This window comes from Natronobacterium texcoconense, from assembly GCF_900104065.1.
Lineage (GTDB): Archaea > Halobacteriota > Halobacteria > Halobacteriales > Natrialbaceae > Natronobacterium > Natronobacterium texcoconense.
This window is the reverse complement of record NZ_FNLC01000006.1, coordinates 15,521-37,069: the sequence shown is the minus strand read 5'-3', so window position 1 is coordinate 37,069 and position 21,549 is coordinate 15,521. Positions and strand designations below refer to the sequence as shown.

At 63.2% G+C, this 21,549-nt stretch carries 23 protein-coding genes and 1 pseudogene; 13 read left to right on the top strand and 11 right to left on the bottom strand.

Annotation, left to right across the window (positions count from 1 at the left end):
• Window positions 1-204: 204 nt before the first annotated feature.
• Both BLR35_RS18535 and BLR35_RS18530 read left to right on the top strand, forming a co-directional pair.
• Window positions 205-972, top strand: coding sequence for an RNA methyltransferase (locus BLR35_RS18535; protein ID WP_090385417.1), 768 nt, complete (start codon window positions 205-207; stop codon window positions 970-972).
• Between the two features lie 206 nt (window positions 973-1,178).
• The gene (locus tag BLR35_RS18530) at window positions 1,179-2,210 is read left to right on the top strand and encodes a hypothetical protein (protein WP_090385413.1); all 1,032 of its coding nucleotides are present in this window, start codon (window positions 1,179-1,181) and stop codon (window positions 2,208-2,210) included.
• Window positions 2,211-2,257: 47 nt separating this feature from the next.
• Here the strand turns inward: BLR35_RS18530 and BLR35_RS18525 are convergent, their stop codons facing one another.
• The 4 genes from BLR35_RS18525 to BLR35_RS18510 all read right to left on the bottom strand — a co-directional run bounded on the left by BLR35_RS18525 (window position 2,258) and on the right by BLR35_RS18510 (window position 6,748).
• Window positions 2,258-2,884, bottom strand: coding sequence for an HTH domain-containing protein (locus BLR35_RS18525; protein ID WP_090385410.1), 627 nt, complete (start codon window positions 2,882-2,884; stop codon window positions 2,258-2,260).
• Window positions 2,885-3,102: 218 nt separating this feature from the next.
• Window positions 3,103-3,861 (bottom strand): DUF7504 family protein, encoded by a 759-nt coding sequence (locus BLR35_RS18520; protein ID WP_244510285.1) that lies wholly within the window; start codon window positions 3,859-3,861, stop codon window positions 3,103-3,105.
• 220 nt (window positions 3,862-4,081) lie between these two features.
• Window positions 4,082-5,359, bottom strand: coding sequence for a HEAT repeat domain-containing protein (locus BLR35_RS18515; RefSeq protein ID WP_090385406.1), 1,278 nt, complete (start codon window positions 5,357-5,359; stop codon window positions 4,082-4,084).
• 360 nt (window positions 5,360-5,719) lie between these two features.
• On the bottom strand, window positions 5,720-6,748 hold the full coding sequence (locus BLR35_RS18510; RefSeq protein WP_170831074.1) for a DMT family transporter: 1,029 nt from the start codon (window positions 6,746-6,748) through the stop codon (window positions 5,720-5,722).
• Window positions 6,749-6,930: 182 nt separating this feature from the next.
• On the opposite strand from BLR35_RS18510, the gene BLR35_RS18505 reads away from it, so the two are divergent.
• Window positions 6,931-7,413 carry an Lrp/AsnC family transcriptional regulator gene (locus tag BLR35_RS18505; RefSeq protein ID WP_090385403.1) on the top strand — a complete coding sequence of 161 codons (483 nt, stop codon included), beginning with the start codon at window positions 6,931-6,933 and terminating at the stop codon, window positions 7,411-7,413.
• Window positions 7,414-7,512: 99 nt separating this feature from the next.
• Complete coding sequence (locus BLR35_RS18500; RefSeq protein WP_090385400.1) at window positions 7,513-7,866, top strand: hypothetical protein; 354 nt, start codon at window positions 7,513-7,515, stop codon at window positions 7,864-7,866.
• Between the two features lie 36 nt (window positions 7,867-7,902).
• On the opposite strand, the gene gatE is transcribed toward BLR35_RS18500, so the two are convergent.
• The 3 genes and pseudogenes from gatE to btuC all read right to left on the bottom strand — a co-directional run bounded on the left by gatE (window position 7,903) and on the right by btuC (window position 12,393).
• The gene (gene gatE, locus BLR35_RS18495; protein ID WP_090385398.1) at window positions 7,903-9,777 is read right to left on the bottom strand and encodes a Glu-tRNA(Gln) amidotransferase subunit GatE; all 1,875 of its coding nucleotides are present in this window, start codon (window positions 9,775-9,777) and stop codon (window positions 7,903-7,905) included.
• 79 nt (window positions 9,778-9,856) lie between these two features.
• Window positions 9,857-11,203: pseudogene (locus BLR35_RS18490) on the bottom strand (ATP-binding cassette domain-containing protein); the annotation flags it as partial.
• 95 nt (window positions 11,204-11,298) lie between these two features.
• Window positions 11,299-12,393: a vitamin B12 ABC transporter permease BtuC gene (gene btuC / locus BLR35_RS18485; protein ID WP_090385394.1), complete on the bottom strand. Its 1,095-nt coding sequence runs from the start codon at window positions 12,391-12,393 to the stop codon at window positions 11,299-11,301.
• Between the two features lie 61 nt (window positions 12,394-12,454).
• On the opposite strand from btuC, the gene BLR35_RS18480 reads away from it, so the two are divergent.
• The 5 genes from BLR35_RS18480 to BLR35_RS18460 all read left to right on the top strand — a co-directional run bounded on the left by BLR35_RS18480 (window position 12,455) and on the right by BLR35_RS18460 (window position 15,870).
• Complete coding sequence (locus tag BLR35_RS18480) at window positions 12,455-13,582, top strand: PGF-CTERM-anchored ABC transporter substrate-binding protein (RefSeq protein ID WP_090385391.1); 1,128 nt, start codon at window positions 12,455-12,457, stop codon at window positions 13,580-13,582.
• A 233-nt stretch (window positions 13,583-13,815) separates the two neighbouring features.
• Window positions 13,816-14,097 carry a signal recognition particle subunit SRP19 gene (gene srp19 / locus BLR35_RS18475; protein ID WP_090385389.1) on the top strand — a complete coding sequence of 94 codons (282 nt, stop codon included), beginning with the start codon at window positions 13,816-13,818 and terminating at the stop codon, window positions 14,095-14,097.
• Between the two features lie 2 nt (window positions 14,098-14,099).
• A complete protein-coding gene (locus BLR35_RS18470) occupies window positions 14,100-14,351 on the top strand; it encodes an H/ACA ribonucleoprotein complex subunit GAR1 (protein WP_090385387.1) in 252 nt (83 codons plus the stop codon).
• A 147-nt stretch (window positions 14,352-14,498) separates the two neighbouring features.
• Window positions 14,499-15,554: a presenilin family intramembrane aspartyl protease PSH gene (locus BLR35_RS18465; RefSeq protein ID WP_090385385.1), complete on the top strand. Its 1,056-nt coding sequence runs from the start codon at window positions 14,499-14,501 to the stop codon at window positions 15,552-15,554.
• A gap of 91 nt (window positions 15,555-15,645) precedes the next feature.
• Window positions 15,646-15,870: a hypothetical protein gene (locus BLR35_RS18460; RefSeq protein ID WP_090385383.1), complete on the top strand. Its 225-nt coding sequence runs from the start codon at window positions 15,646-15,648 to the stop codon at window positions 15,868-15,870.
• 4 nt (window positions 15,871-15,874) lie between these two features.
• Here the strand turns inward: BLR35_RS18460 and BLR35_RS18455 are convergent, their stop codons facing one another.
• Window positions 15,875-16,555 (bottom strand): DUF6517 family protein, encoded by a 681-nt coding sequence (locus BLR35_RS18455; protein WP_090385381.1) that lies wholly within the window; start codon window positions 16,553-16,555, stop codon window positions 15,875-15,877.
• A 141-nt stretch (window positions 16,556-16,696) separates the two neighbouring features.
• On the opposite strand from BLR35_RS18455, the gene BLR35_RS18450 reads away from it, so the two are divergent.
• The gene (locus tag BLR35_RS18450; protein WP_090385378.1) at window positions 16,697-16,975 is read left to right on the top strand and encodes a HalOD1 output domain-containing protein; all 279 of its coding nucleotides are present in this window, start codon (window positions 16,697-16,699) and stop codon (window positions 16,973-16,975) included.
• Between the two features lie 92 nt (window positions 16,976-17,067).
• The gene (locus tag BLR35_RS21050; RefSeq protein ID WP_090385376.1) at window positions 17,068-17,622 is read left to right on the top strand and encodes a rubrerythrin-like domain-containing protein; all 555 of its coding nucleotides are present in this window, start codon (window positions 17,068-17,070) and stop codon (window positions 17,620-17,622) included.
• Here the strand turns inward: BLR35_RS21050 and cysS are convergent, their stop codons facing one another.
• Both cysS and BLR35_RS18435 read right to left on the bottom strand, forming a co-directional pair.
• Window positions 17,623-19,116 (bottom strand): cysteine--tRNA ligase, encoded by a 1,494-nt coding sequence (cysS, locus tag BLR35_RS18440; protein WP_090385374.1) that lies wholly within the window; start codon window positions 19,114-19,116, stop codon window positions 17,623-17,625.
• A gap of 65 nt (window positions 19,117-19,181) precedes the next feature.
• Complete coding sequence (locus tag BLR35_RS18435) at window positions 19,182-19,682, bottom strand: DUF7523 family protein (RefSeq protein WP_090385371.1); 501 nt, start codon at window positions 19,680-19,682, stop codon at window positions 19,182-19,184.
• Between the two features lie 88 nt (window positions 19,683-19,770).
• On the opposite strand from BLR35_RS18435, the gene BLR35_RS18430 reads away from it, so the two are divergent.
• On the top strand, window positions 19,771-20,016 hold the full coding sequence (locus BLR35_RS18430) for a BolA family protein (protein WP_090385369.1): 246 nt from the start codon (window positions 19,771-19,773) through the stop codon (window positions 20,014-20,016).
• 84 nt (window positions 20,017-20,100) lie between these two features.
• Entirely contained in the window at window positions 20,101-20,412 is a 312-nt protein-coding gene (locus tag BLR35_RS18425) for a HalOD1 output domain-containing protein (protein WP_090385366.1), read from the top strand.
• On the opposite strand, the gene BLR35_RS18420 is transcribed toward BLR35_RS18425, so the two are convergent.
• Complete coding sequence (locus BLR35_RS18420; protein WP_090385363.1) at window positions 20,402-21,463, bottom strand: Gfo/Idh/MocA family protein; 1,062 nt, start codon at window positions 21,461-21,463, stop codon at window positions 20,402-20,404. The genes BLR35_RS18425 and BLR35_RS18420 overlap by 11 nt on opposite strands.
• Window positions 21,464-21,549: the final 86 nt, after the last annotated feature.

Here is a 21,549-nt window from a genome sequence, read left to right as displayed (position 1 = left end):
GGTTCGACCGAACTCCCGATTTGGTCGATTTGGGTAGGTCATAACCGAGAATTTTCATCCGCGACGGTGGTGTGTTCCTGATCAGAACTCCCCCACCCTCTAGTGCGCTTACAAACGCGAGGGTGGTGTGTGTGTCAACCGTGACGAGCACTGCACTTCCGAGAACCGAAACCGGTAACCCACACTCGAGTCCATATCGAAGGGATGAGCGAAACGCCGTCCGGGACGGATCGTCGAACGCCAGCGGTCGCCGTCGTCGACGCCCAGTCGCCGGGCAACGTCGGAACGATCGCTCGGGCGATGAAGAACTTCGGGTTCGAGGATCTGCTATTGGTCGATCCGCCCGAACTCGATCCCGACGGTGAGGCCTACGGATTCGCTGGCCATGCTCGAGAAGATATTCTCCCGAACGCCACGGAGATCACGTTCGAGGAACTCGTCTCGAACTACCACACCATCGGTTGTACGGCGGTCACGAACGAGGACGACCGGAGTCACGTCCGGTTTCCGTTCTCGACGCCGGCGGAACTTGCGGATCGACTGCCGACGGTCGATGCACCGACTGCACTCGTCTTCGGCCGGGAACGCGTCGGATTGACCAACGAGGAACTCGCCGAGATTGACGAGATCTGTTCGATTCCGGCCAGCGCCGAGTATCCCGTGCTGAATCTCGGACAGGCCGCGACCGTCACCCTCTACGAACTTCGAACGCTGACGCTCGACGATGACGGCACACAACTTCCCGACGTCGAACGTGTCCGAGCGCCGGAAGCAACGATAGATCGACTTTACGATCAGTGGGCAGAGCTACTCGAGGCGATCAACCATCCCGAGGAGAAACGGGGGAAGACGATGCGAATGCTCCGGAGAGTGTACGGCCGGGCGGATCTCACGGATCGCGAGGCGAATACGCTCCTCGGTCTGCTCCGCCGAGCGACGGAACGGCCGGAACCGAGCGACGACGAGTCGTGATCTTTGGAGACGGACACGACTCCTAAGCACCAGCGATTTTCCACCTGCAACATCAGATTTGGTTGCTAACTCCCCATCTCTAGTCTAGAACTACTACTAGTCTAGATACGATAACTAGTACGAGTAACTAGTATACCGTTTACGAACAGTTCGCTCGAGCGAAAAGGCCGTCACAATGATGTGGGCTTATCGACCACGACCAGAAGATGACTACGCTGGATCGACGTACAGCACTGTCCCTGTTGGGAGCAAGTGTCGCATCGGTATCGCTCGCTGGCTGTTCCGACTCGAGTGAAGAGCCCGAAGAACAAGCGGTAGACGAAGCAGCGATCGCCGCCGACGGTGACCTCCCGTCGTACGCCGGGACGCTTCCCGAGGTAGACGACACGGAGTATCTGTACGGTGCAATCGACTTCGAGACCATGAACGCGCTGTTAGACACCGACGACGCGACGGAGGCCGAGGAGCCGACGGATCCGCTGCTCGGCAATCCCGTCGTTGTCGCACTTCACTGTCTGTACGGCCTCGAGTTGCTCTCGAACTCTCCGAGTTTCGGCGCTTACGTCGAGCACAACCGGACGAGTGACGGCCAGGAGACGTTCGTCTTTGTCGACGGCGTCTACGCGCTGGCCGGCGACTACGACGCCGAGGAACTCGCGGAGGGACTCGAGGAGGCGGGATACGAGCCCGAAGTCACGGACGACGAGTACGCCGTCTATACGTGGCCGAACGCGGGTGAGGTCGTCGGTGTGACCGACGACGCCTTCGTCTTCTCCTACGACGGGGCGGAACTGGAGACCGGCGACGAGTTCGATGCCGTCGACGCGGTCGAGCGAACGGTCGCGACAGCAGCCGACGAACGGGACTCGGCACCCGCTGGAGACGAGGCGTTCGAGGAACTCCTCCGAACCGGCGAACCGGCCGGGATCACGCTGGGACTGTACACGACCGACGACGAGTTCGACGAGGAGACCATCGACGATCCGGCCGAGGCCGAGACTCTGACTCTCTCCTTCGGTGGGTTCACGGGCGCGAACGGCGTTTACCAGCAACTCTCGGTGCTCGAGGGTGGCGACGCCACGGCCCGGACGGTCGTCACCTACGCGGACGAAGAGCGGGTCGACGAGGAACGTCTCGAGTCGACGTTCGGGGCCGATGCGGACTCGTTCGAGACTGTTCATGACGGGACGACCGTTGCACTCGAGGCAGAGTACAGCGGCGACCTCGTCGAGGAGTAGGTCGGCTACTCGTCCGTCGTATCGAAAGCAACACCCTCGCTATCCGGCTACGGGATCGTCGGCGTCTCTTCCGCTCGAGTCGGCGACTCCTGCGAGACGAACTGACCGGCATCGTCGACCGTTCCGAGCCAGCCACATTCCCGGCAGGCGAACAGCCCCTGGCCGTCGACTAACTGGTCGCCACAGTCGGGACAGGTCCCGTCGTTCTCGCCTGCGGATTCGGTGGGCAGTTCGCCCAGCGGCGTCGGCACCTCGCCAGTTCGAAGCGTGGCGATGGCCTCGTCGGTCGTGGCGGTCTCGTCGGTCTCGTCGTCGGAGTGGGGGAACACGCCGACCAGTTCGTCGTCCTCGTAGACCTCGAGACAGAGCAGCGGCGTCATCAACAGCTCCCGTGTCTCGCCGGTCAGCGAGGTCCTCGTGCGTTCTCTGAACGGCGGACGAATGCTCACGCCGCGGCGGTCGGCCCACGACTCGAATCGCTCGAACGTCTCGAGGACCTCCTGGTGGGGACTGGTCTCCGACCGCGTGACTTCTTTCGGCCAGCTTCGAAGCAGCAGGTCGTCGACCGTTCCCTCGGACTCACACGCCTGCAGGGTCTCGACCTGGCTGTCGACCGGTTCCAGGAGCAAGGGCGCACGGACGTGACATACGATTGTAATCGGCGATTCCGTCATCGTTCGGATCGGCCACGTTCTCGCTGATAAATCTTGGTGGTGGGCGTGGTATCACTGGCCATAGGCCGTCGATACAATCTCTCTACGATCGATTCCGCTCGAGTAGTGAGGTGGTCTCGGCTCGATGCCGGGCCGAACCGAGTGGCCGTACTCGTTCTCGAGGACGGCGACAATCAGGATAGTGGATACGAACGGTAGCCGGCCACTGGATTCGCCCGTCAGGACTCGAGAACGAATCGGTCCTCCGTCACGGAGAGGCGAGCGTCGAACAGTTCCGAGAGCAGGTTCATCGTCGGTGCGGCCGTCGTGTCTGGGTCACAGTAGAAGTGAGCGAACGCGTCGGCGGTTTCGACTCGCTCCGTGAGCAGGTGGAAGAACGTAAACGCCGGCTCAAGGTCGTTCGTCGCGAGCACCTCCGAAAGCATGTCGAAGGCAAGCGAGACGTCCGCGTTCGGCGAGTTGTGTTCGGCGATGACACGCGAGATCGTCTCCCCGACCTCGTCCAGTCCGAGCGTCCGATCCAGTTCGACGACCTCGAGTGGGACGTCGCGAAGATCGAGGTCGTCGACCGACGCAAGCGGTCGTTCTTCCGTCGTCAGAACGATCGTTCGATCCGGCCACGACGAGCCTCGTTCCGCGAGCAATCGCAGTCGATCCGCGACTGCAGTCGTCACGAGAATCGCAACGTCACAGGAGTCGAAGAAGTGGATGCGGGCGTCGTTTGCCCGCTCCGGCGACGACAGTACCAGGGCGTTGCCCGCCGATCCGATCTCGTCAGTGACGTGGGTGTCCGTCTCGAGCTGTTGTTCGACGTGATCGAAGAGGTGCTGTTCGAACGACCATACAGCGTCTTCCTTCTCGTGTTTCGCCCTGGCCGCGCCACAGCGGGGGCAGTTCCAGCGGAACTGGTAGCCTTCCCTGGAGAGTGCCCGTTCGTTGTGGTCGAACAGGTGGGTACGGACTGCTTCCCGTACCACGTCTCGCGTTTGCGACCAGACGGCGAACTCACATCGACGGCAACTCCAGCTGTGTGTTACGTCGGTTTTACGCTGCAACGTCGCTTTCGGCGGTATGTCAGTCATCGTTTTCGGTCATCCTCGAGTGACGCATTTCCGGACGGCCGTCGCTGGACCGTAACACGCAGGTTCGGCCGTGCTCCGATTCGTTCGTTCTGTCGCCGTGTTCGGATTCGTGAACTCATTCTGTCGATTCGATCCACGATCCCGCTCCCTGTCCCCGCTTTTTCGCCGTGTAATCGAACGGTTCGGCGACGTAGGTGTACTCCACAGAGTCGACGACTGCTTTCCGCGATGGACCGCGAGTCGTCTGCTTTCGAAGGACGAACTCGGCTCTCGACTTCGCAGCCCCGGAGAGATCGTCGCGGTCTACGAACGCCTCGAGTCGATCGACCAGTCCGGAGTCGTCCAGTTCGGCCAGCGTCGAGAGTGCAAACTCTGCAGTGATCTCGTCGGGATCGTCGAGGGCTTCGACGAGATAGTCCACGCTCTCGTCCGGCAGTTCTACCCCGTGTTCGGCAACGTGCCCGAGCAACCAGGTCGCGTTCCGTCGAACGTACTGCGGTTGATTTTCGTCCAGGATCGCCAGGAGTTCCGAGGGCAGATTCGGCGGGGCTGCATCGCAGATCCGCTCGGCGATTTCGTGGCGAACCTCGTGGCTCCGGTCGCTGGGAGCGTTGGCCAGCAGTTCGAGCAGCGTTCGTGCCGCAGTCCGGCGAACCTGCTCGGACCTGTCCTCGAGTCCGTCGAGCAAGAGCGGCAGCGGCGCTGGAGAGCCGAACTGATCGAGCGAACCGATCGCGATAGCGCGGACGTCCTCGCTACCCGACCGTGCTGCGGACGCAAGCGCCTGAATCGACCGCTCTGTCCCGATCGAAGCAAGCGACATGACGGCGGTACGACGAACGCGTCGTTGTGGATCGTCCAGTCGGGACGCGACCGCGTCGATACAGCTTGGATCACCGATCCTGGCACACGCCCCGAGTGCTTTGGTTCTGACGCGTACGTCCGGATCGCCGATCACACCGACGAGCGCGTCCGTCGCGGCGTCACTGCCGATCCGTCCGAGGGCAGTGGCTGCGATCAGTCGGAACTCGGGATAGTCGGTGTCGAGCCAGTCGGCGGTTCGGTCGACTCCCATCCACTCCGGTGTTCCGTCGGGACCGGCCGCCGTGACCTCCGCGAGTAACCGGTCCAGATATCCTTCCTCGCGGAGGTACATCGCGTTGATCGCGGCGGCACGGACCTCGTTTCGATCGTCCGTCCGGACGGCCCGAAGTAACGCTGCCCCGATGCGTTCTTCGAGTTCCGGACTCGTCCCCGTCTCGAGGCCGCCGAGCAATTCCGCTGCCCGGTACCGGACGACTGGATCGTTCGCTTCCGTCAGGTACTCGAGTAACTCCTGTTCTCTGGAGTCACGAGCGAGTTCGTACAGATACGCCGTATCTCCGTCTTGCATGAGTCGATTTCCCCCGTATAACCGCTCGAATTCGAACGACGACCGGCCTCGAACCGATTGCCGATCGCGGTCCGAATCGGTATCTGTCCGGAAGTCAACATTCAATTATATAATTGTTTGGGTCATTTCGAACATATAACTGTTTCCGTCTGACTGATAACCGTTTGGGCCGAATAGAACGACCTGCCACGAGAAGAACCGATCATAACCGCATGACTGCGGCGGCTTTTACTCTGTTTACTAATTGAGTATCTATCGGGTCGGAAAATAGCGTCTCCGAAACGTACCACTTAGTTGTCTGTTTTCACGACCCCAGATCCGACGTGTTCGACCAGGTCGGCGGCGCCGGTACGGTGATGGCTACTCGAGGGAGTCGGACTCCGACGACGTTCCGCCATCTGTACGCGTCGGTTGGTGATCGCTCGAGACGTCCGGTACGTGTGGTCGCTGGATTCCGTCCGACGGCCAGTACGGGCGGACGAGCCGTCGAATTGCGTGGCGTTTGATGACGACGAACCCGACGAGGATCGTCACGAGCCCGACGATCGTCAGCGAGTCGACGACCGAGCCGAGCAGGATCCAGCTCACGACGATGGCGACCGCGGGTTCGGCGTAGCCGACCAGGTTGACCTGGACTGCCCCGCTGCGATCGAGCAGCTGGAAGTACAGCAGGAAGGCGAAGACACCGGAGACGAACGTGAGATAGACATACGAGAGGATCGCCGTCGTCGTGAACTCGATCGCTGCTACCGACTCGCCACGCAGAGCCGCCCAGCCGAGTAACACGCCCGCGCCGAGTAACATTGCCCAGGCCTGTAGCGTCTCGAGCGGAAGGTTCGACTCGATCGGACGCACGAGAACGCCCCCGAGCGCGAACGCGACGGCGGAGGCGAAGACGAGTGCGGCACCGTAGGTCACGTCGTCGCCGAGCATTCCCGGCGTCGGCTGGACCACCAGAACTACGCCGACAAGTCCCAGGATGAACCCGAAGACACCGACAGGGCTCAGGCGCTCGCTGGGTAACAAGACGCCTGCGAAGGCGACGGTGAGGATCGGAGCCGTGCTGACGACCGTCGCGGCGACCGCGCCCGAGACGTACAGTTCACCGATGTACAACAGCCCGTGATAGAGCGCGATGACGAACACACCGGCGACGCTGACGGCGAGCCACTCGCCGAACGTAGCGGGACGAATCCGATCGGTTGCGAGATACGCGTAGCCGAGGACGATCGCACCCGCGAGCGCGTAGCGAAGCCCTGCGAACAGCAGCGGTGGAACGTACTCGAGGCCGATTTCGATCGCGACGAACGAACTTCCCCAGCAGAGTGCCAGTATCGAAAAGAACACCCCATCCCGGTACGTGTCCGGAAGAGATCCGAGTAGAGTCATACGCAGTTCGAAACTCACGGACGTATTTAGATCCTTCTACAAGACGCGCCGTTTCGACGAATACAGAATCACACATATGGATGTGATTCGAACAGGACACTACATCGGATGCACTCTTTGTAGATATCTTCAATTACCTCGAGTGAAGGACATTTATCCCGTTCCGTCGTGACCGTCCGTGCATGGACGAACGCGACGTGCGCTTGCTGAAGGCTATCTCCGAACTCGAGACCGGAAGCCCGGAACGGCTCCACGAGGCGACAGACATTCCGGTGTCGACGATCCACTACCGACTCTCGAACCTCCGCGAAGAGGGGATCATCGCGAACGATCGGTACGAGATCGACCTCGAGGAACTCGGCCTCGGCGTAACAGTCATCGTCGAAGTGCACGCGGACTACCAGGGTTCCTACGAGGAGTTCGCGGACCGTCTGCTGACGATCGAAGGCGTCACGAACGTCTACTTCACGATGGGCGAAACCGACTTCATCGTCCTCGCACGCCTGAGCAGCAGCGAGACCGTCGAACGACTCATCGCCGACTTCGAGCAACTCGAGGGCGTCGACCGAACCGACTCGACGTTCGTGATTTCCGCGATCGAGGAGCGGGACGCGTTACAGAGCTACGAGCTAGAGACGCTGCTCGAGGAACTGGTCGACGACTGAGCTGGCTGACTCGAGCCGTCTTTCGCTCGACCGGTCGCCGACCGGCGAACAGTAGCCAGCTATTTGGTTTCGTCCCAGAAATGGTGGGAACGAGCCAACATGATCGACAGTATCGTCGTTTTCGTCGTCAGCCTCCTCATCGGCGCGCTCGGGATCCACGTCGGCGCGATGGTAATCGCAGACGTCAGCGACTACACCTACGCGGTGTTCACCGCGCTGTTCGGTGCGATCGTCTGGAGCGTCGTCGGATTCCTCTTCGGCTGGATTCCGCTGCTCGGCCCGGCGCTTGTCCTGCTTGCCTATCTCGGAGTCGTCAAACGGCGGTACCCCGGCGGCTGGATCGACGCAGCGGGGATCACGCTGGTCGCGTGGATCGCCGTGATCGTCGTGTTGTACGCTCTCGCGTTCGCCGGCTACACGACGTTCGACGCGGCTGGCGTGCCCGGAACGTAGAAACACTCGAGTTCGAACCAGTTCGATCGGTTCAGTTCAGGCTCGTTTCTGAATCTCCTCGCGGAGCAACTGGCTCACGAGGTCGCCGTCGGCCTTCCCGCGGAGCGCACCCATACACTCGCCCATGAGCCCGGAGAACGCCTGCATGCCCTCTTCTTCGACCTGCGACTCGTTTCGCTCGACGACCTCGGCGACGGCCTCGCGGACCTCCTCTTCGTCGGCACCGCCGAGACCTTCCGCTTCGGCTGCCTCTTCGGGCGTCCGGTCGGGGTTCTCGGCCAGCGCCTCGAGCAGGTCGCCGACGCCCTCGTTGGGCAGGTCGCCGTCCTCGACCATCTCGAGCACGCCACGCAGATGTTCGTCCTCGAGGTTCTCGACGGGGACGTCGTCACGGCGGAGTTCGGTCAGCGTCGACTCGAGGGTCGATGCTGCGAGCGTGGGATCGATCCCGTTGGCGACGACGTCCTCGAACAGTGGCATGTGCTTCCCGTAGGCGACCTGTTCGGCTAGCCCTTCGCCGAGGTCGTACTCGTCCTGGTAGCGTTCGACCTTCTCGGTCAGCAGTTCGGGTTCGGGGACGTCACTCGGGTCGGGTTCGACGGGCGGAACGTCCGTCTCGGGGTACATTCGTGCCGCGCCGGGCAGCGGCCGCAGGTAGCGGGTCGTCCCGTCGTCGTTCGCACCGCGTGTCTCCTCGGGGACGCCCTCGAATGCGGTCTCCGCGCGTTCGGCGACTGCCTCGATCGAGGCCTTCGCGACGTCGGTATCGTCGGCGACGATGGCGACGGCGTCCTCGGAGCCAGCACCGACGGCGTCTCGCAGGGCTGTGACTTCGTCTTCGGTGACGCCGTAGGCCGGCAGTTCGTCGGTGTGGAAGATGCCGCCCGCGCCGTGGCGTTTGGCGTGGTCGGAGAACTCGGTACCGAGACGGCGATCTGGTGCGATCTCTCGGCCGACGAGTCCGTCGAAGCCGTAGAGTGGGACGGCCATCACGGAGCCGCCCGAATTCAGTGCCCCACTGATGACGCCGCTGTCGGTGCCCTCGAAGACCTCGGTCACGTCCTGGGTCTCGCCGACCTCGGCCTCGCGGTCGGCCAGATCGTCGGCGATCTCGACGAGTTCGACCTGCCGAGCGACCTCGTTGCGGACGATGTCGTCGATGTCGTCGAGACTCTGGACGCCCTTGATCTCGACGCGGGCACCCTCCTCGATCGAGACGTTGACGTCCTGGCGGATCGTCCCCAGACCGCGTTTGACCTTGCCCGTCGACCGAAGCAGCATCCCGATCCGTTCGGCGGCCTCGAGCGCCTGTTCGGGCGTCGAGATGTCCGGACTCGTCCCGATCTCGACCAGCGGGATGCCGAGTCGGTCGAGGCTGTAGCGGACGCCGTCGTCGGTCTCTTCGACGCGCTGGGCGCTTTCTTCCTCGAGCATGAGGTCCTCGATGCCGACTGCGCCGTCGCTCGTCTCGATCTCACCGCCAGTCGCGATGAGAGTCGAACGCTGGAACCCGGAGGTGTTCGAGCCGTCGACGACGAGCTTTCGCATGACGTGAGCCTGGTCGACGGGGTTCATCTCCATCAGCTGGGAGATCTCGAGGACGGTCTCGAGAGCTTCCTCGTCGAGTTCGTGCGGTGGTTCGTCGTCTTCCTCGACGAGACACGTCGAGTCGTACGCGAGATACTCGAACTCGCGGTCGACCTTGCTCTCCTCTAGGGCGGCCTCGTCGATCTCGCCGAGTTCGCTCCGGGTAGGATGGAGGTAGCGGGTGAACGTTCGCTCGGCTTCCTCGGGTTCGCGGAGTTCGGTCGGACACTGGCAGAACAGTTTCGTCGCCGTATCGAGTTGCTGGTGGATTTCCAGCCCGGCGACGAGTCCGAGCTCGTCGTAGTCGTACTCGCTCGCAGTCATTGGCGTTCACTCGGTGACGGAGGGGTAAAAAACCGTTCAGTTCGCCGTTGTCGTTCGGTGGCTGGGGTTCGACCGAGAATCAGTCCGTCGAGGACTCGAGTGGCGAGTCCGATGGGCCGTCCGGATCGGCTCGAACGGATTCCAGACTGCCTGCAGTCTCACCGGTGTTTCCCGTCCGTTCCTCGTCGGCCAGTACACGCTGGAGGGCCTCGAGTACCGTCTCCGGAGACGCCTCGATCGCACGGTCGCAAATCCGCTCGTACCGCGTTCGCGCCGTTGCCGCTGCGAAGAGCCGATCCTCGAGCGGCTGGCGATCGACGACGACCAGCGACGAGACCGATTCGAGTGTCTCGAGTACGCACTCGTTGCCAGCACTGATCACGGGATCGGCGAGCACCGTCGCGTCGGCGGATTCGACGGCGTCCTCGAGTTTTCGTCGCTGAGAATCGGAGAGCGGCGCGTGTGGATCGACAGTGATGGTTTCGGCCTCGAGCCGATCCGCGGTCTCGGTCACGACACCCTGGGTGACGGGGCCGACGGAGACCGAGAGGTCGGCGGCTGCGAGTCGGGCGACCGTCCCTGCGGCGGTCGTTCCCGTCCCAACGACGTGGACGTGGGTCTCCCGGCCGCCGTCGTGCTCGAGGCGGGCTGGCTCGCCTCGGTCGTCGCTCTCCCCGGCCGTTTCGGGCGACTCCGCGGTGGCTACCGAGCTTGCCGAGTTCGACAGCGCAGTCACCGTCTCCGTCCCCGTCACCGGGTTCGGGACGACTGTCGCGTTCGCGTCGAACGCGTCGGCCAGTGCCTCCCTCGTGAGCACCTCCGATGGCGGGCCGACGCTTCTGACGCCGCCGTCGGCCAGCATGACGAGCCGATCGCAGTACCGCGCAGCGAGATCGAGGTCGTGGATCGCCGCGACCGCCGTCCGGCCGTCGGCGACCAGTTCCCGGACCAGCTCGAGCGTCTCGATCGCGTGGTTGATGTCGAGGCTCGCGGTCGGCTCGTCGAGCAACAGGGCGGGCGTCTCCTGGGCGATGGCTCGAGCCATGACGACCCGCTGGCGCTGGCCGCCGCTGACCTCGTCGATGGACCTGTCTGCGAACGTCTCCGTTCGTGTACGCTCGAGGGCCCGGTCGACTGCCGCTCGATCGGTTTCGGCCGGCGGAGTGAACCGGGATCGATGCGGGTATCGTCCCATCTCGACGACCGTCCGGACGTCGAACGAAAACGAGAGCGTCGTATCCTGGGGAACGACCGCGACCCGTCGACTCGAGGCGCGTGCGGAGAGATCGTGGATACTGTCTCCGTCGATAGTCACTCGTCCTCGGTCCGGGGAGAGAGCGCCGCTGAGGACCCGAAGGAGTGTCGTCTTTCCTGCCCCGTTCGGGCCGACCAGCCCGACGAACTCTCCGGGCTCGACGGTGAACGAAACGTCTTCGAGCACGTCGACGTCGCCGAACGAGACCGCGACGTCGTTGACCTCGATCGGGGCAGGATCCGTCTCGTCTGTCGTTTCGTCTCGAGTCACAGCGAGTGCACCTCCCGTCGTTTGAGCAGATAGAGGAAAAACGGCGCGCCAAAGGCGGCTGTTACGATCCCGACAGGCACCTCAGCGGGACCGGACCGTGCTATCGTATCGGTCACGACGAGAAACGAGGCGCCCGCCAGCGCGCTCGTCGGCAGGAGGATCCGGTGGTCGGGGCCGACGATCAGTCGCATGATGTGGGGGACGACGAGGCCGACGAATCCGATGACACCCGCGACGGCTACCCCTGCAGCGGTAACGACGCTGGCGATCGCCAGCAACAGTAGCTTGGTTCGTTCGACGTCGACGCCGAGATGGTGTGCGTCCTCCTCGCCGAGCAGGAGAACGTTCATCTCGCGTGTGTAGGCACCGAGAACGACGACGCCGATCAGGACGAACGGGAGCGAGAGCGAGACGTCGTCCCAGGTACTGTTCGAGAGATGTCCCATCAGCCAGACGACCGCCTGTCGGAGGCTATCGCCGCTGTGGACGAGCATGTACGAAATCATTGCACCGAGAAACGCCTGGATTGCGACTCCCGCGAGCAGCAGGGTTGCGACGGGAGTTCGCCCGCCGTCGGTCGCGATTGCGTAGACGAGAAACGCCGTTGCGATCGCACTGAGAAACGCTGCGGGACGCAACCCGATCGGAACGAACGCGGGGAACGCCAGTGCTGCGACGGCACCCACGGCCGCTCCCGTCGAGACCCCGATGATCGACGGATCGGCGAGGGGATTGCGGAAGAACCCCTGCATGACCGTTCCCGCGGCTGCGAGGGCGAATCCGACCGTCGCCGCGAGTGCGATACGCGGTAGTCTGATATCCGCGACGATCGTCTGGTGGGGGCCATGTATGTCGAAGGCAAAAATCCCGGTGTACTCGAGGGAAGGGACGGGAATCGCCCAGCCGAACACGGGGACCGTCCACGATCCGAAGCCGACTCCGGACGGTACGACGATACTGTTCATGATCGCGAGTGCGACCGTGATCGGGTCGATTCTGACCGGGCCGAGCCCGGCGCTGACGATGACGACCCCCACGAGGAGTATCGTCAGCGCGATCGACCACGAGAGGGCTCGACTCCGAAGTCTCACAGTGATCAACCTCGCTTGCTTTAGACAAATATTTGTTGGAGTGCGGTGGATAACTCGACCGATGCGAAACGTAACGACCACGCTGATGGCAGTCTTGCTCGTCGTCTCCGTTCTCGCTCCCGCGACGATCGCTGGCAGTGTCGCCGCTGACACGGCACAGCCGGACGTCGACTGCGAGCACCCGATGGAACTCACGGACGCGACGGGTGAGGAGGTATCGCTCGAGGAACCCCCGGAACGGGTCGTCGCTCTACAGCCGAGTGACACGCAGACGGTCTTCGAAATCGGCGCCGAGGACCAACTCGTCGGCATGCCGATCAACGACTACACGGACCACCACGACGCCGGTGATCGGACGGACATCGACATTCCGGAAGACGAGCGTATCGACGTCGAGACCGTGATCGACCTCGAGCCGGACGTCGTTCTGGCTGCCAACGTCACCGTCGATGGGGACGTCCAGCAGCTTCGCGATGCCGGGCTGACGGTCTATCACTTCGAAACCGCGGAGTCGCTCGACGACGTTCGCGACAACGTTTACACGACCGGTCAGCTGATCGGAGAGTGTGAGGGCGCAGAGGAGCGCGTCGACTGGATGGACGAACGCCTCGAGGTCGTCGAGGAGGCCGTCGACGGTGAGGACCGACCGCTTGCCTACTGGTCGCTCGGCTTCGGCTGGACGGCCGGCGCGGAGACCTTCCAGGACGAGGTGCTGCAGACTGCCGGCGTCGAGAACCTCGGCGCCGAAGCTGGCATCGTAGAATGGCAGGAGATCAGCGACGAAGTGATCATCGAGGAAGACCCCGAATGGATCATCTACGGCGTCGACGAAGAGGGTGAGGACCCCGGTCTCTCGGAGGGCGTGATGGCGACGACCGCCTACGAGAACGACCAGCTAGTCGCGGTCGACTCGAACCAGATCAACCAGGCGGCCCCCCACGTCGTCTACGCCATCGAAGATATCGTCCAGGCTGTCCACCCCGAGGCCTACGAGGAAGCTGTCGACGAACTCGAGGGTACGGATAGCGAGGAAGACGAAACTGACGAGAGCGAAACTGACGCAGACGACGAAGAAGCGGCGGCGGTCGCGGACGGTGACGCCGACGACTCGATCCCCGGATTCGCCGTCTCCACGGCACTGGTAGCCGTTCTGCTGACGTCGCTCGTGCTGGTTCGCTCGAGGCAGTAGCGACCTGAAGTCGATCAGCGGTTCACTTTCTCTCGGACGAGCGTTGTCAAACTATAGTAACAACTGCAACTAGTTACACGCTGATCGCACAGCTGTCGTGCAATCAGGTGTGCAGTGCCTTGCAGTGGCTACTATAGAGTAACTGCTGTTGCGGTCTGACGACCTGCCCATACCCTGCGCCATCCGATCCCGTGAACGACCGATTTTTATCCCGTCCTTACGGACGGGATGATATGGTCGAAAACGTCATCTGGCCCGCTTACCTCGACGCCTCTCTCTCGAGGTCTGACGGCCGCCGGGTCTCCGAGGACCTCGCCGTCGAGGAGCCGACGGTCGAGGAGATCGCCAAAGCCGTCCAGCAGATCGGATACGACGCCACGATAGAACGCGACAAGTCCTACTCTCGAGAGCACTGGGAAGATCGGGGTCGCGTCGTCGTTCGCGGTGCGGACGACTCGACGAAAAACGATCTCGTCCAGGCAGTGGCGGCGTACGTCGTCGCGATGCGCGAATGAGCATGCGCCGTGTCGGAACGGTCGTCAGGACCGCACAGGGACTTGCCGTGTTGCGAACCGACGACGGTGATACGAGTGCGGACGCGGACGAGCACCGCCACGAGATCGGGACGATGGTCCTCGACGACTCGCTCGAGGAGGTCGGCCGCGTGGTCGACGTCTTCGGGCCCGTCGATCGCCCCTATCTTTCGGTGACGCCGGACGACGACGTCCACCTGCCGTCGCTCGTCGGATCGACGCTGTACGCTCGTTGAGATTGGAAAGCATCGTATTCAGATCCTATTCGAGCCAGGGGCTTTCGTGGTGGTCACAGACGCTTTTGATAACACAGACGATTGTCCGAACACGATCCTCGAGCGCCAACGAAAACACCCATACGAGAGGGGTGCAAACGGCGCGCTATGAACGATCGGACGCGGGTGCTCGTCGCCGTTGGCGTGACGGTGGTCCTCTTTCTGGGCGTCCAGTTCGGCGCGCTGGCGCTGATCGAGCCCTTCCACGAATCCGACCGACAGGCCGTCGAGAACCCCGAAGATCCGACTAACAGCGTCGTCTACTTCGCGATCATCCTCGCCGCGACCGGACTCATGCTCGCGGCGTTCAAGTTCGACCTCCAGTGGCTGATCCGGGCGTTGATCGTCGGCGTGAGCGTGATGCTCGCCTGGTTCGTCTTCACCGAGTTCGTCCCGCCGGTGATCACGGCCGGGCCGGTGAACGTGATCGCCGTGCTCGCGTCGCTGGGCGTCGGTCTTGCGCTCCTGTTATATCCCGAGTGGTACGTCATCGACGCAACGGGGGTGTTGATGGGCGCTGGCGCGGCCGCACTGTTCGGTATCAGCTTCGGCCTTCTGCCGGCGTTGCTGTTGCTGGCCGTCCTCGCGGTCTACGACGCCATCAGCGTCTACGGCACCGAACACATGCTCGACCTCGCCGAAGGCGTGATGGACCTGAAGATCCCCGTCGTGCTCGTGATCCCGACGTCGCTGTCGTACTCCTATCTCGAGAGCACGGATCCCGCGAATCTCGAGGAGTCGAGTGAACCCGACGCGCTTGACAGCGAGACCGAAGCCGTTCCCTCCAGTTCCGGTCCCGGGCCGGAGCCCGGTCTCGCGCCCGATCCGGACGCCGCCGAGGAGACCGAAAGCGAGGACGCGCGGGACTTCGAGCGCGACGCCCTGTTCATCGGACTCGGCGACGCCGTTATCCCAACGATTCTCGTCGTGAGCGCGGCCTTCTTCCTCGAGGTGGAGGCGCTCGAGGTGCCCTGGATCGCGCTGAACGTGCCGGCACTTGGGGCGTTGCTCGGGACGATTGCCGGGCTGGTCGTTCTCATGTACATGGTTATCCGGGGTCGGGCGCACGCGGGCCTGCCGTTGCTCAACGGTGGCGCGATCGGTGGCTATCTGCTCGGTGCACTCGCGAGCGGCGTCTCGATTGCGACGGCACTCGGGTTCTGAGTTGTTTACACCCGGCCACTCCGATTGCCAAAAATAGGAAAAATATATGCTTTCCGAAGGTTATTTAGACAATTGTTTCATTGTGTTCGGTATGTTCGGTGATGCTACTCCAACCGGCGCTTTCAGCGAGGTTCAGGCGGTGCTCATGGGCGTCGTCGTCCTGTCGATCGCCGTAACGATCGGGCTGTATAGTCTGGGACTCCCCGTGGGTCCGGTCGGGGTCACGTTCCTCTTGGTTTTCTTCGGGACGATGGTACTCGCGTGGCCGCTGTTCGAGAAGGCTCGTCCCACTCACGCACACTCCGATCGGGACTAACGTTTCAGGACTCGAGTTCCACGTCGACGTCGTCACCGTGTTCGATCCCGTCGATCAGCGCGTCGATCCGGTCGCGTTCGGCCTCGCGCTCGAGGCCGTCGACGTCGGGATAGACGCCGGTGATCACGAGATGGTCGCCGTCGTGATCGGGCTGTGAGACGTCGACGTAGACGTCGACTCGCCGGTCTTCCAGCAGGGTGGCTTCGCCCTCGAAGCTGTCGACTGTGATCGACTGGCCGAGCGTCTCGCGCGTTCGCCGATCGATCGGTTCGTCGTCGACTGCGAGGTCTCCGTACTGGTCCTGAACGTGTTCGGCGATTTCGGCGTGGGACAGCTCCCCGACGGGGTTGAACTCCTCGCCGGCGACGCTCACTCGTGGCGTCGTGACGAGGCCGAAGACGCCGGCTTCGGTCTCCGCGTCGAACGCGTCGATGGGGAGGTCGATCGTCCGGACGTACTCGCTTATGTAGTTCGTTGCCTCGATAGATTCGCCCGCGACGGTTTCGGTTCGGACAGTTTCCTCGGTTCCCCGGTACTCGTACGCTGTCTCGTCCGTAGCTGCGTCGGCAACGACGGCCGGCGACGCCGAGTGTGTCGTCACGTCCTCGAGGACGTCGCCGAGACAGCCAGCCGACGCGACGGCTCCGGTCGCGACGACCGTCGCGACGAACGAGCGTCGGTACATACGGGCTCCACCACGACCGATCGGATAAGTATCGTGACGGGCGTCACGAACTGACGAAACGCGAGACGGCGGCGCTCGAGGAAGTTCCCGTATCGCGGGAACGTTCGCCTGGATTATCCATCCAGCCATCGTATTTGTCGTATGGAGAGAGAACTACAACCGAGCGTCGCCGTCGTCGAAGCGGTCGCGAGGGCCGAAGGAACCGATCCGATGGCGCTCGACCCCTCGTTGTACCGGGCCATCGACCCCGATGCACTCGATCGGCTGGTCGAATCGGCAGACGAGGAACTCACTGTCGAGTTCACGTTCGCCGGGTATACCGTCCGAGTCGACGGCTTCGGTGACGTCACGCTCTCCCCGTCCGATCGAACGAGCGGTTCCAGTAATCAACCGAAGCGGTCGTGCAACGGCGTTCGATAGGACGCGAATCGTCACTGGCCGATCAAAGCACAACGTCGCTGACGGTCACGATCAAGCATACCACTATCTGTCTGGACATCGAACGGCCGGATATGCCCACACCGACTGCCGAAGAACTACTCGAGGAGAGCGTGGCCTCTTTCGAGGCAACGGTGCCGGTAGACGACGCCATCGACGCGATCCGTACGTCGTCGTCGGAGTCGGAGTACACCGTCTACTACGCCTACGTCGTCGACGAGGACGGCACCCTCGAGGGAGTCGTCTCGCTTCGGGAACTGCTGAACGCCGACCAGGGGGCGTCCGTGTCCGCGGTCGCGACCGACCGCGTCGTTTCGGTTCACACGGACGATCCGGCCGACCGCGTCGCGAAGACCTTCTCCCGGAACGAGTTCATGGCGCTCCCGGTCGTCGACGACGAAAACGAGTTGCTCGGGGTCGTCACGGCTGGCGACGTGATCGAGGCGCTCGACGAGGCGACGTCCAAAGCAGTGCTCCGGGAGACGATCCGGGACGTCGACTACGATCCCGGAGAGGAGAGCGTCTACGAGTGTTTCGAGTGTGGAACGCTCATTACCGCCGCAACCAACCCGGGAGAGTGCCCGAACTGCGGCGGCGACGTTCGCCACAGACAGACTGCGATCGAGTAATTACTCCGAGGGGAGTCGGTAGGTCGGACCCTCGTCGGTGTCCTGGACCTCGATTCCCAGCGCCTCGAGTTCGTCGCGGAGTTCGTCTGCGCGCTCGTAGTTGCCCGCATCGCGTTCCTGCTCGCGAACGTCGAGGACGAGGTCGACCACGTCGCCGGCGAGGGCAGCCGACCCCGTCGTGTCGCCGGTGAACGAGAGGCCGAGCACGTTGCCGAGTTCCTCGAGGGTCTCGACGGCTTCTCTGACTCCGCGATAGTCGTACTCCTCGCGGTCCTCGAGGTGTCGGTTGATCGCGGTCGCGACCGACAGCAAGGCAGACTGAGCCTCGCGCGTGTTGAAGTCGTCGTTCATCGCCGCGGTGAAGGCCTCACGAGCCTCGTCGACGGCGGACTGCAACGTCTCGTCGTCGACCTTCGTCGCCGCGTCCGGCGAGTCGATGGCGTCGACGGCGGCCTCGTGTGCGCGCTCGAGTTGCTCCCATCGCTCCTCGGCCTCGGCGATCGTCTCGTCGGAGTAGAGCTGTTTGCTGTTGTACGAACCCGCAGTGAGGAACGTTCGCAGGACGTTCGTGTCCCAGCGGTCGACGGCCTCGTCGACGGTAACGAAGTTGCCGAGACTCGAGGACATCTTCTCGTCGTCCATCTGGAACAGTTCACAGTGGAGCCAGTAGTTCGCGAACTGCTGGTCGGTCGCCGCCTCGGACTGGGCGATCTCGTTTTCGTGGTGTGGGAAGACGAGGTCGCGACCGCCGACGTGGATGTCCAGGGTCTCGTCCAAGTGGGTCATGCTCATCGCCGAGCACTCGATGTGCCACCCCGGTCGCCCCTCACCCCACGGGGAGTCCCAGGTCAGGGACGTCTCGCAGGCTTTCTCGGCCGGTGCTGCGCCCTCGTGTCGGTGTTCCTCGATCGCCTCTTCGTCGACGCCGCCGGCCTTCCAGAGCGCGAAGTCCGCCGGATGGCGCTTCTCGGAGCGTTCGTCGGGGTCGCCCTGGGATTCGATCTCGTCGAGTTCCTGGTTCGAGAGTTTGCCGTACTCGTCGAACTGGGTGACGTCGAAGTAGACCGAACCGTTTGACTCGTAGGCGTACCCCTTCTCGATCAGCGTCTCGACGAGGTCGACGATTTCGGGGACGTGCTCGGAGACGCGGGGGTAGACTTCCGCACGCAGGAGGTTCAGCGAGCGCATGTCTTCGAGGGTGTGCTCGACGTAGCTCTCGGCGACTGCGCTTTCGTCCTCGCCTAAGTCGTCCTCGCCGACGCGGGCGACGATCTTCTCGTTGACGTCGGTGAAGTTCTCGACGTGACGGACGTCGTAGCCGAGATACTCGAGCCAGCGGTGCATGACGTCGACGTGGACCCACGAGCGCGCGTGGCCCAGGTGGGGCGGGTCAGAAACCGTCAGGCCACAGTAGTAGAGCAAGACGTTCTCGGGATCCTGTGGCTCGAACGGCTCTTTCTCCCCCGTCAACGTGTTCGTCACGTGTAGGGTCATTACCAGTGTCTACCCGCGGCCGGCAGTTAAACGCTGTCAATACGCGGTTCTCGAGGAGCGTTCCGCTACTCGTCGGCAGGAGATGGAACGGACTCGAGCGCTGCTTCGACCGCACGAACTGCGTTCGCCCCGTCGAGACGGTCGACGACGACAACCAGCGTGTCCGCGCCGACCGCAGCAGCCGTCGGAGCGATGTCCTCGAGCGCCAGTACCCGCAGCGTCTCGGCGAGTGCGGGCGGATCGACGGTGCCGGTCGCGAGAATCGCCGTTCGGTCGCCGTCGCCGCCGAATCCGAACGCAGCGCCGCCGACCGAGAGCAGTGGCTCGTCGCCGCCGTCGGCCGGTCCGACGCCGCTTTCCATGCGCACCCGGACGTCGCGCGCGCTGGTCTCGTAGGCTGGTAGTTCCTCGGCGTACCGGCGCAGTGCCGTCGCGACGGCGTCGGTATCCCCCTCGAGGTCGAGAAACCGGGCAGCGGCGGTGTAGTTGACGACGCCTGCCCGCAGTGCCGTCACGAGAAACGGATGCTCTTCGACGGCGCGTCGGGTCCGTGCTGCCAGTGACATATCACTGGGGGTGTACTGGGACAGCATAAAAACGACGACCGTTTTCTCGACCGCGTCGTTTTTGGCTCGAGCGTCCGACCTATCGCGTATGGATCCGAACGACGTCGAGGAACTCATCGAATCGGAACTCGAGGACGCCGAAGCGACGGTCACCCACGCCCGGGACGAACACGACGAGGACCACCTCGCGGCGACGGTCGTCTCCCCGGCGTTCGAGGGACTCCCGCTGGTCCAGCAACACCAGCAGGTCTACGACGCACTCGACGACCACATGACGACCGACATCCACGCACTCGAGTTGTCGACGTACACGCCCACAGAGTACGAGGAATAGGACTGCCCGCTCGATGATGTCATCGAAACGCAACGAACGAGAGGTGCCAGTATCCTTATCTGAGGGAATCTGCTAACTGGTGATATGCCCTCTTCCAAAGACAGGTCGACGGCAGATGGCTCGGGCACGCCGAGTCAGGCCATCATCGACGCAGTTGCCGCACGCGAAGGCGTCGACGCGACCGAGATCGCACCCCCGGAGTACGAGCCACTGTACTCGGTCGTCAATCCGGAGGCGCTCGACGATCTGTTCTCGACGGCCGCTTCCGAGGCCCAGCGGGACGCCGTCGTCGCCTTCGAGTACGAGGGCTACGACGTCGTCGTCCGCGGCGACGGCCGCGTCGACGTCAGCGAGTCCGGGGATGGCAAATCGCTCGAGGACCGATTCACGGATTGATTGTCCGGCGCTCCTCGCTCGAGCGATAGATGCCGTCGACGACTTTCTGAACGGCGAGTGCCTGTTCGACGCTGCTGTTTCCACCTGTCCCGGTCACGACTCGATCGAAGAACGCCCGCTGTTCGTCCCTGTGCGTGTCGTTCTGGCGCGTCTCGATCGACGTGTTCTCGAGGTGATCGGGACCGGCCTTGCTCGCGGAGTGAAAGGAGAGATCACCCTCGAGCAGGTCGAATCGGGCGGCCGTCTCGGTTCCCCGGACGACGAACTCGTGGTTCTCCGGGCGATTCGTCGCCCACGCAACTTCGAGCGAGATCGTCTGTCCGTCCGCACAGCGGACGAACGCGCTCGCGGAGTCGTCGACGTCGAACTCGCCGGGACCGGCGTCCTCGGCCCACATCTCGAGGTAGGCGTACTCCTCGCGGGAGCCGAACTCGCTTCTGGTGGTTCCGGTTACCTCGTCGACGTCGGGATACTCGAGCAGGTAGAGAGCGAGGTCGACGGCGTGGACGCCCAGATCGATGAGTGCGCCGCCGCCGGCGATTCCCTGGCGGGTGAACCACGAGCCGCGGCCGGGAATACCGCGACGGCGAACGTAGTTGGCTTCGACGTGGGTGATTGCTCCCAGATCCCCGCGATCCAGCCGGTTCTTGACGATCTGGACCGTGTTCGCGAACCGGTTGTTGAATCCGACCATGCAGTGGCCGTCGGCCTCTTTTGCTGCCTCCGCGATCCGGCGTGCGCTCTCTAGGTCGTGGGCGAGTGGCTTCTCGAGGAGGACGTCGAGCCCGTGTTCTAGTGCGTCGACGGCGTACTCCTCGTGGTACTTGTTTGGCGTGGTGACGACGACGGCGTCGACCGTCTCGTACAGTTCCGTGTGGTCCTCGTAGACGTCGACGTCGTATCGCCGGGCGAATCGCGAGCGTGCGTTGTCGGCGACGTCCATCCCTCCCACCAGCGGGACGCCGAGGTCGACGAGTCGCTCCGCGTGATACTGCCCAATATTGCCGAGTCCGACGATTCCTGTCCTGATTTCTGTTCTGTCAGCTGTCATTTTCTCGTACCGTGACTGTCCAGTTTCGAATCCATACACCCTTTACCGCTATATCGAATTCAGGGCTCGACTCCCTTTGCTTCGTC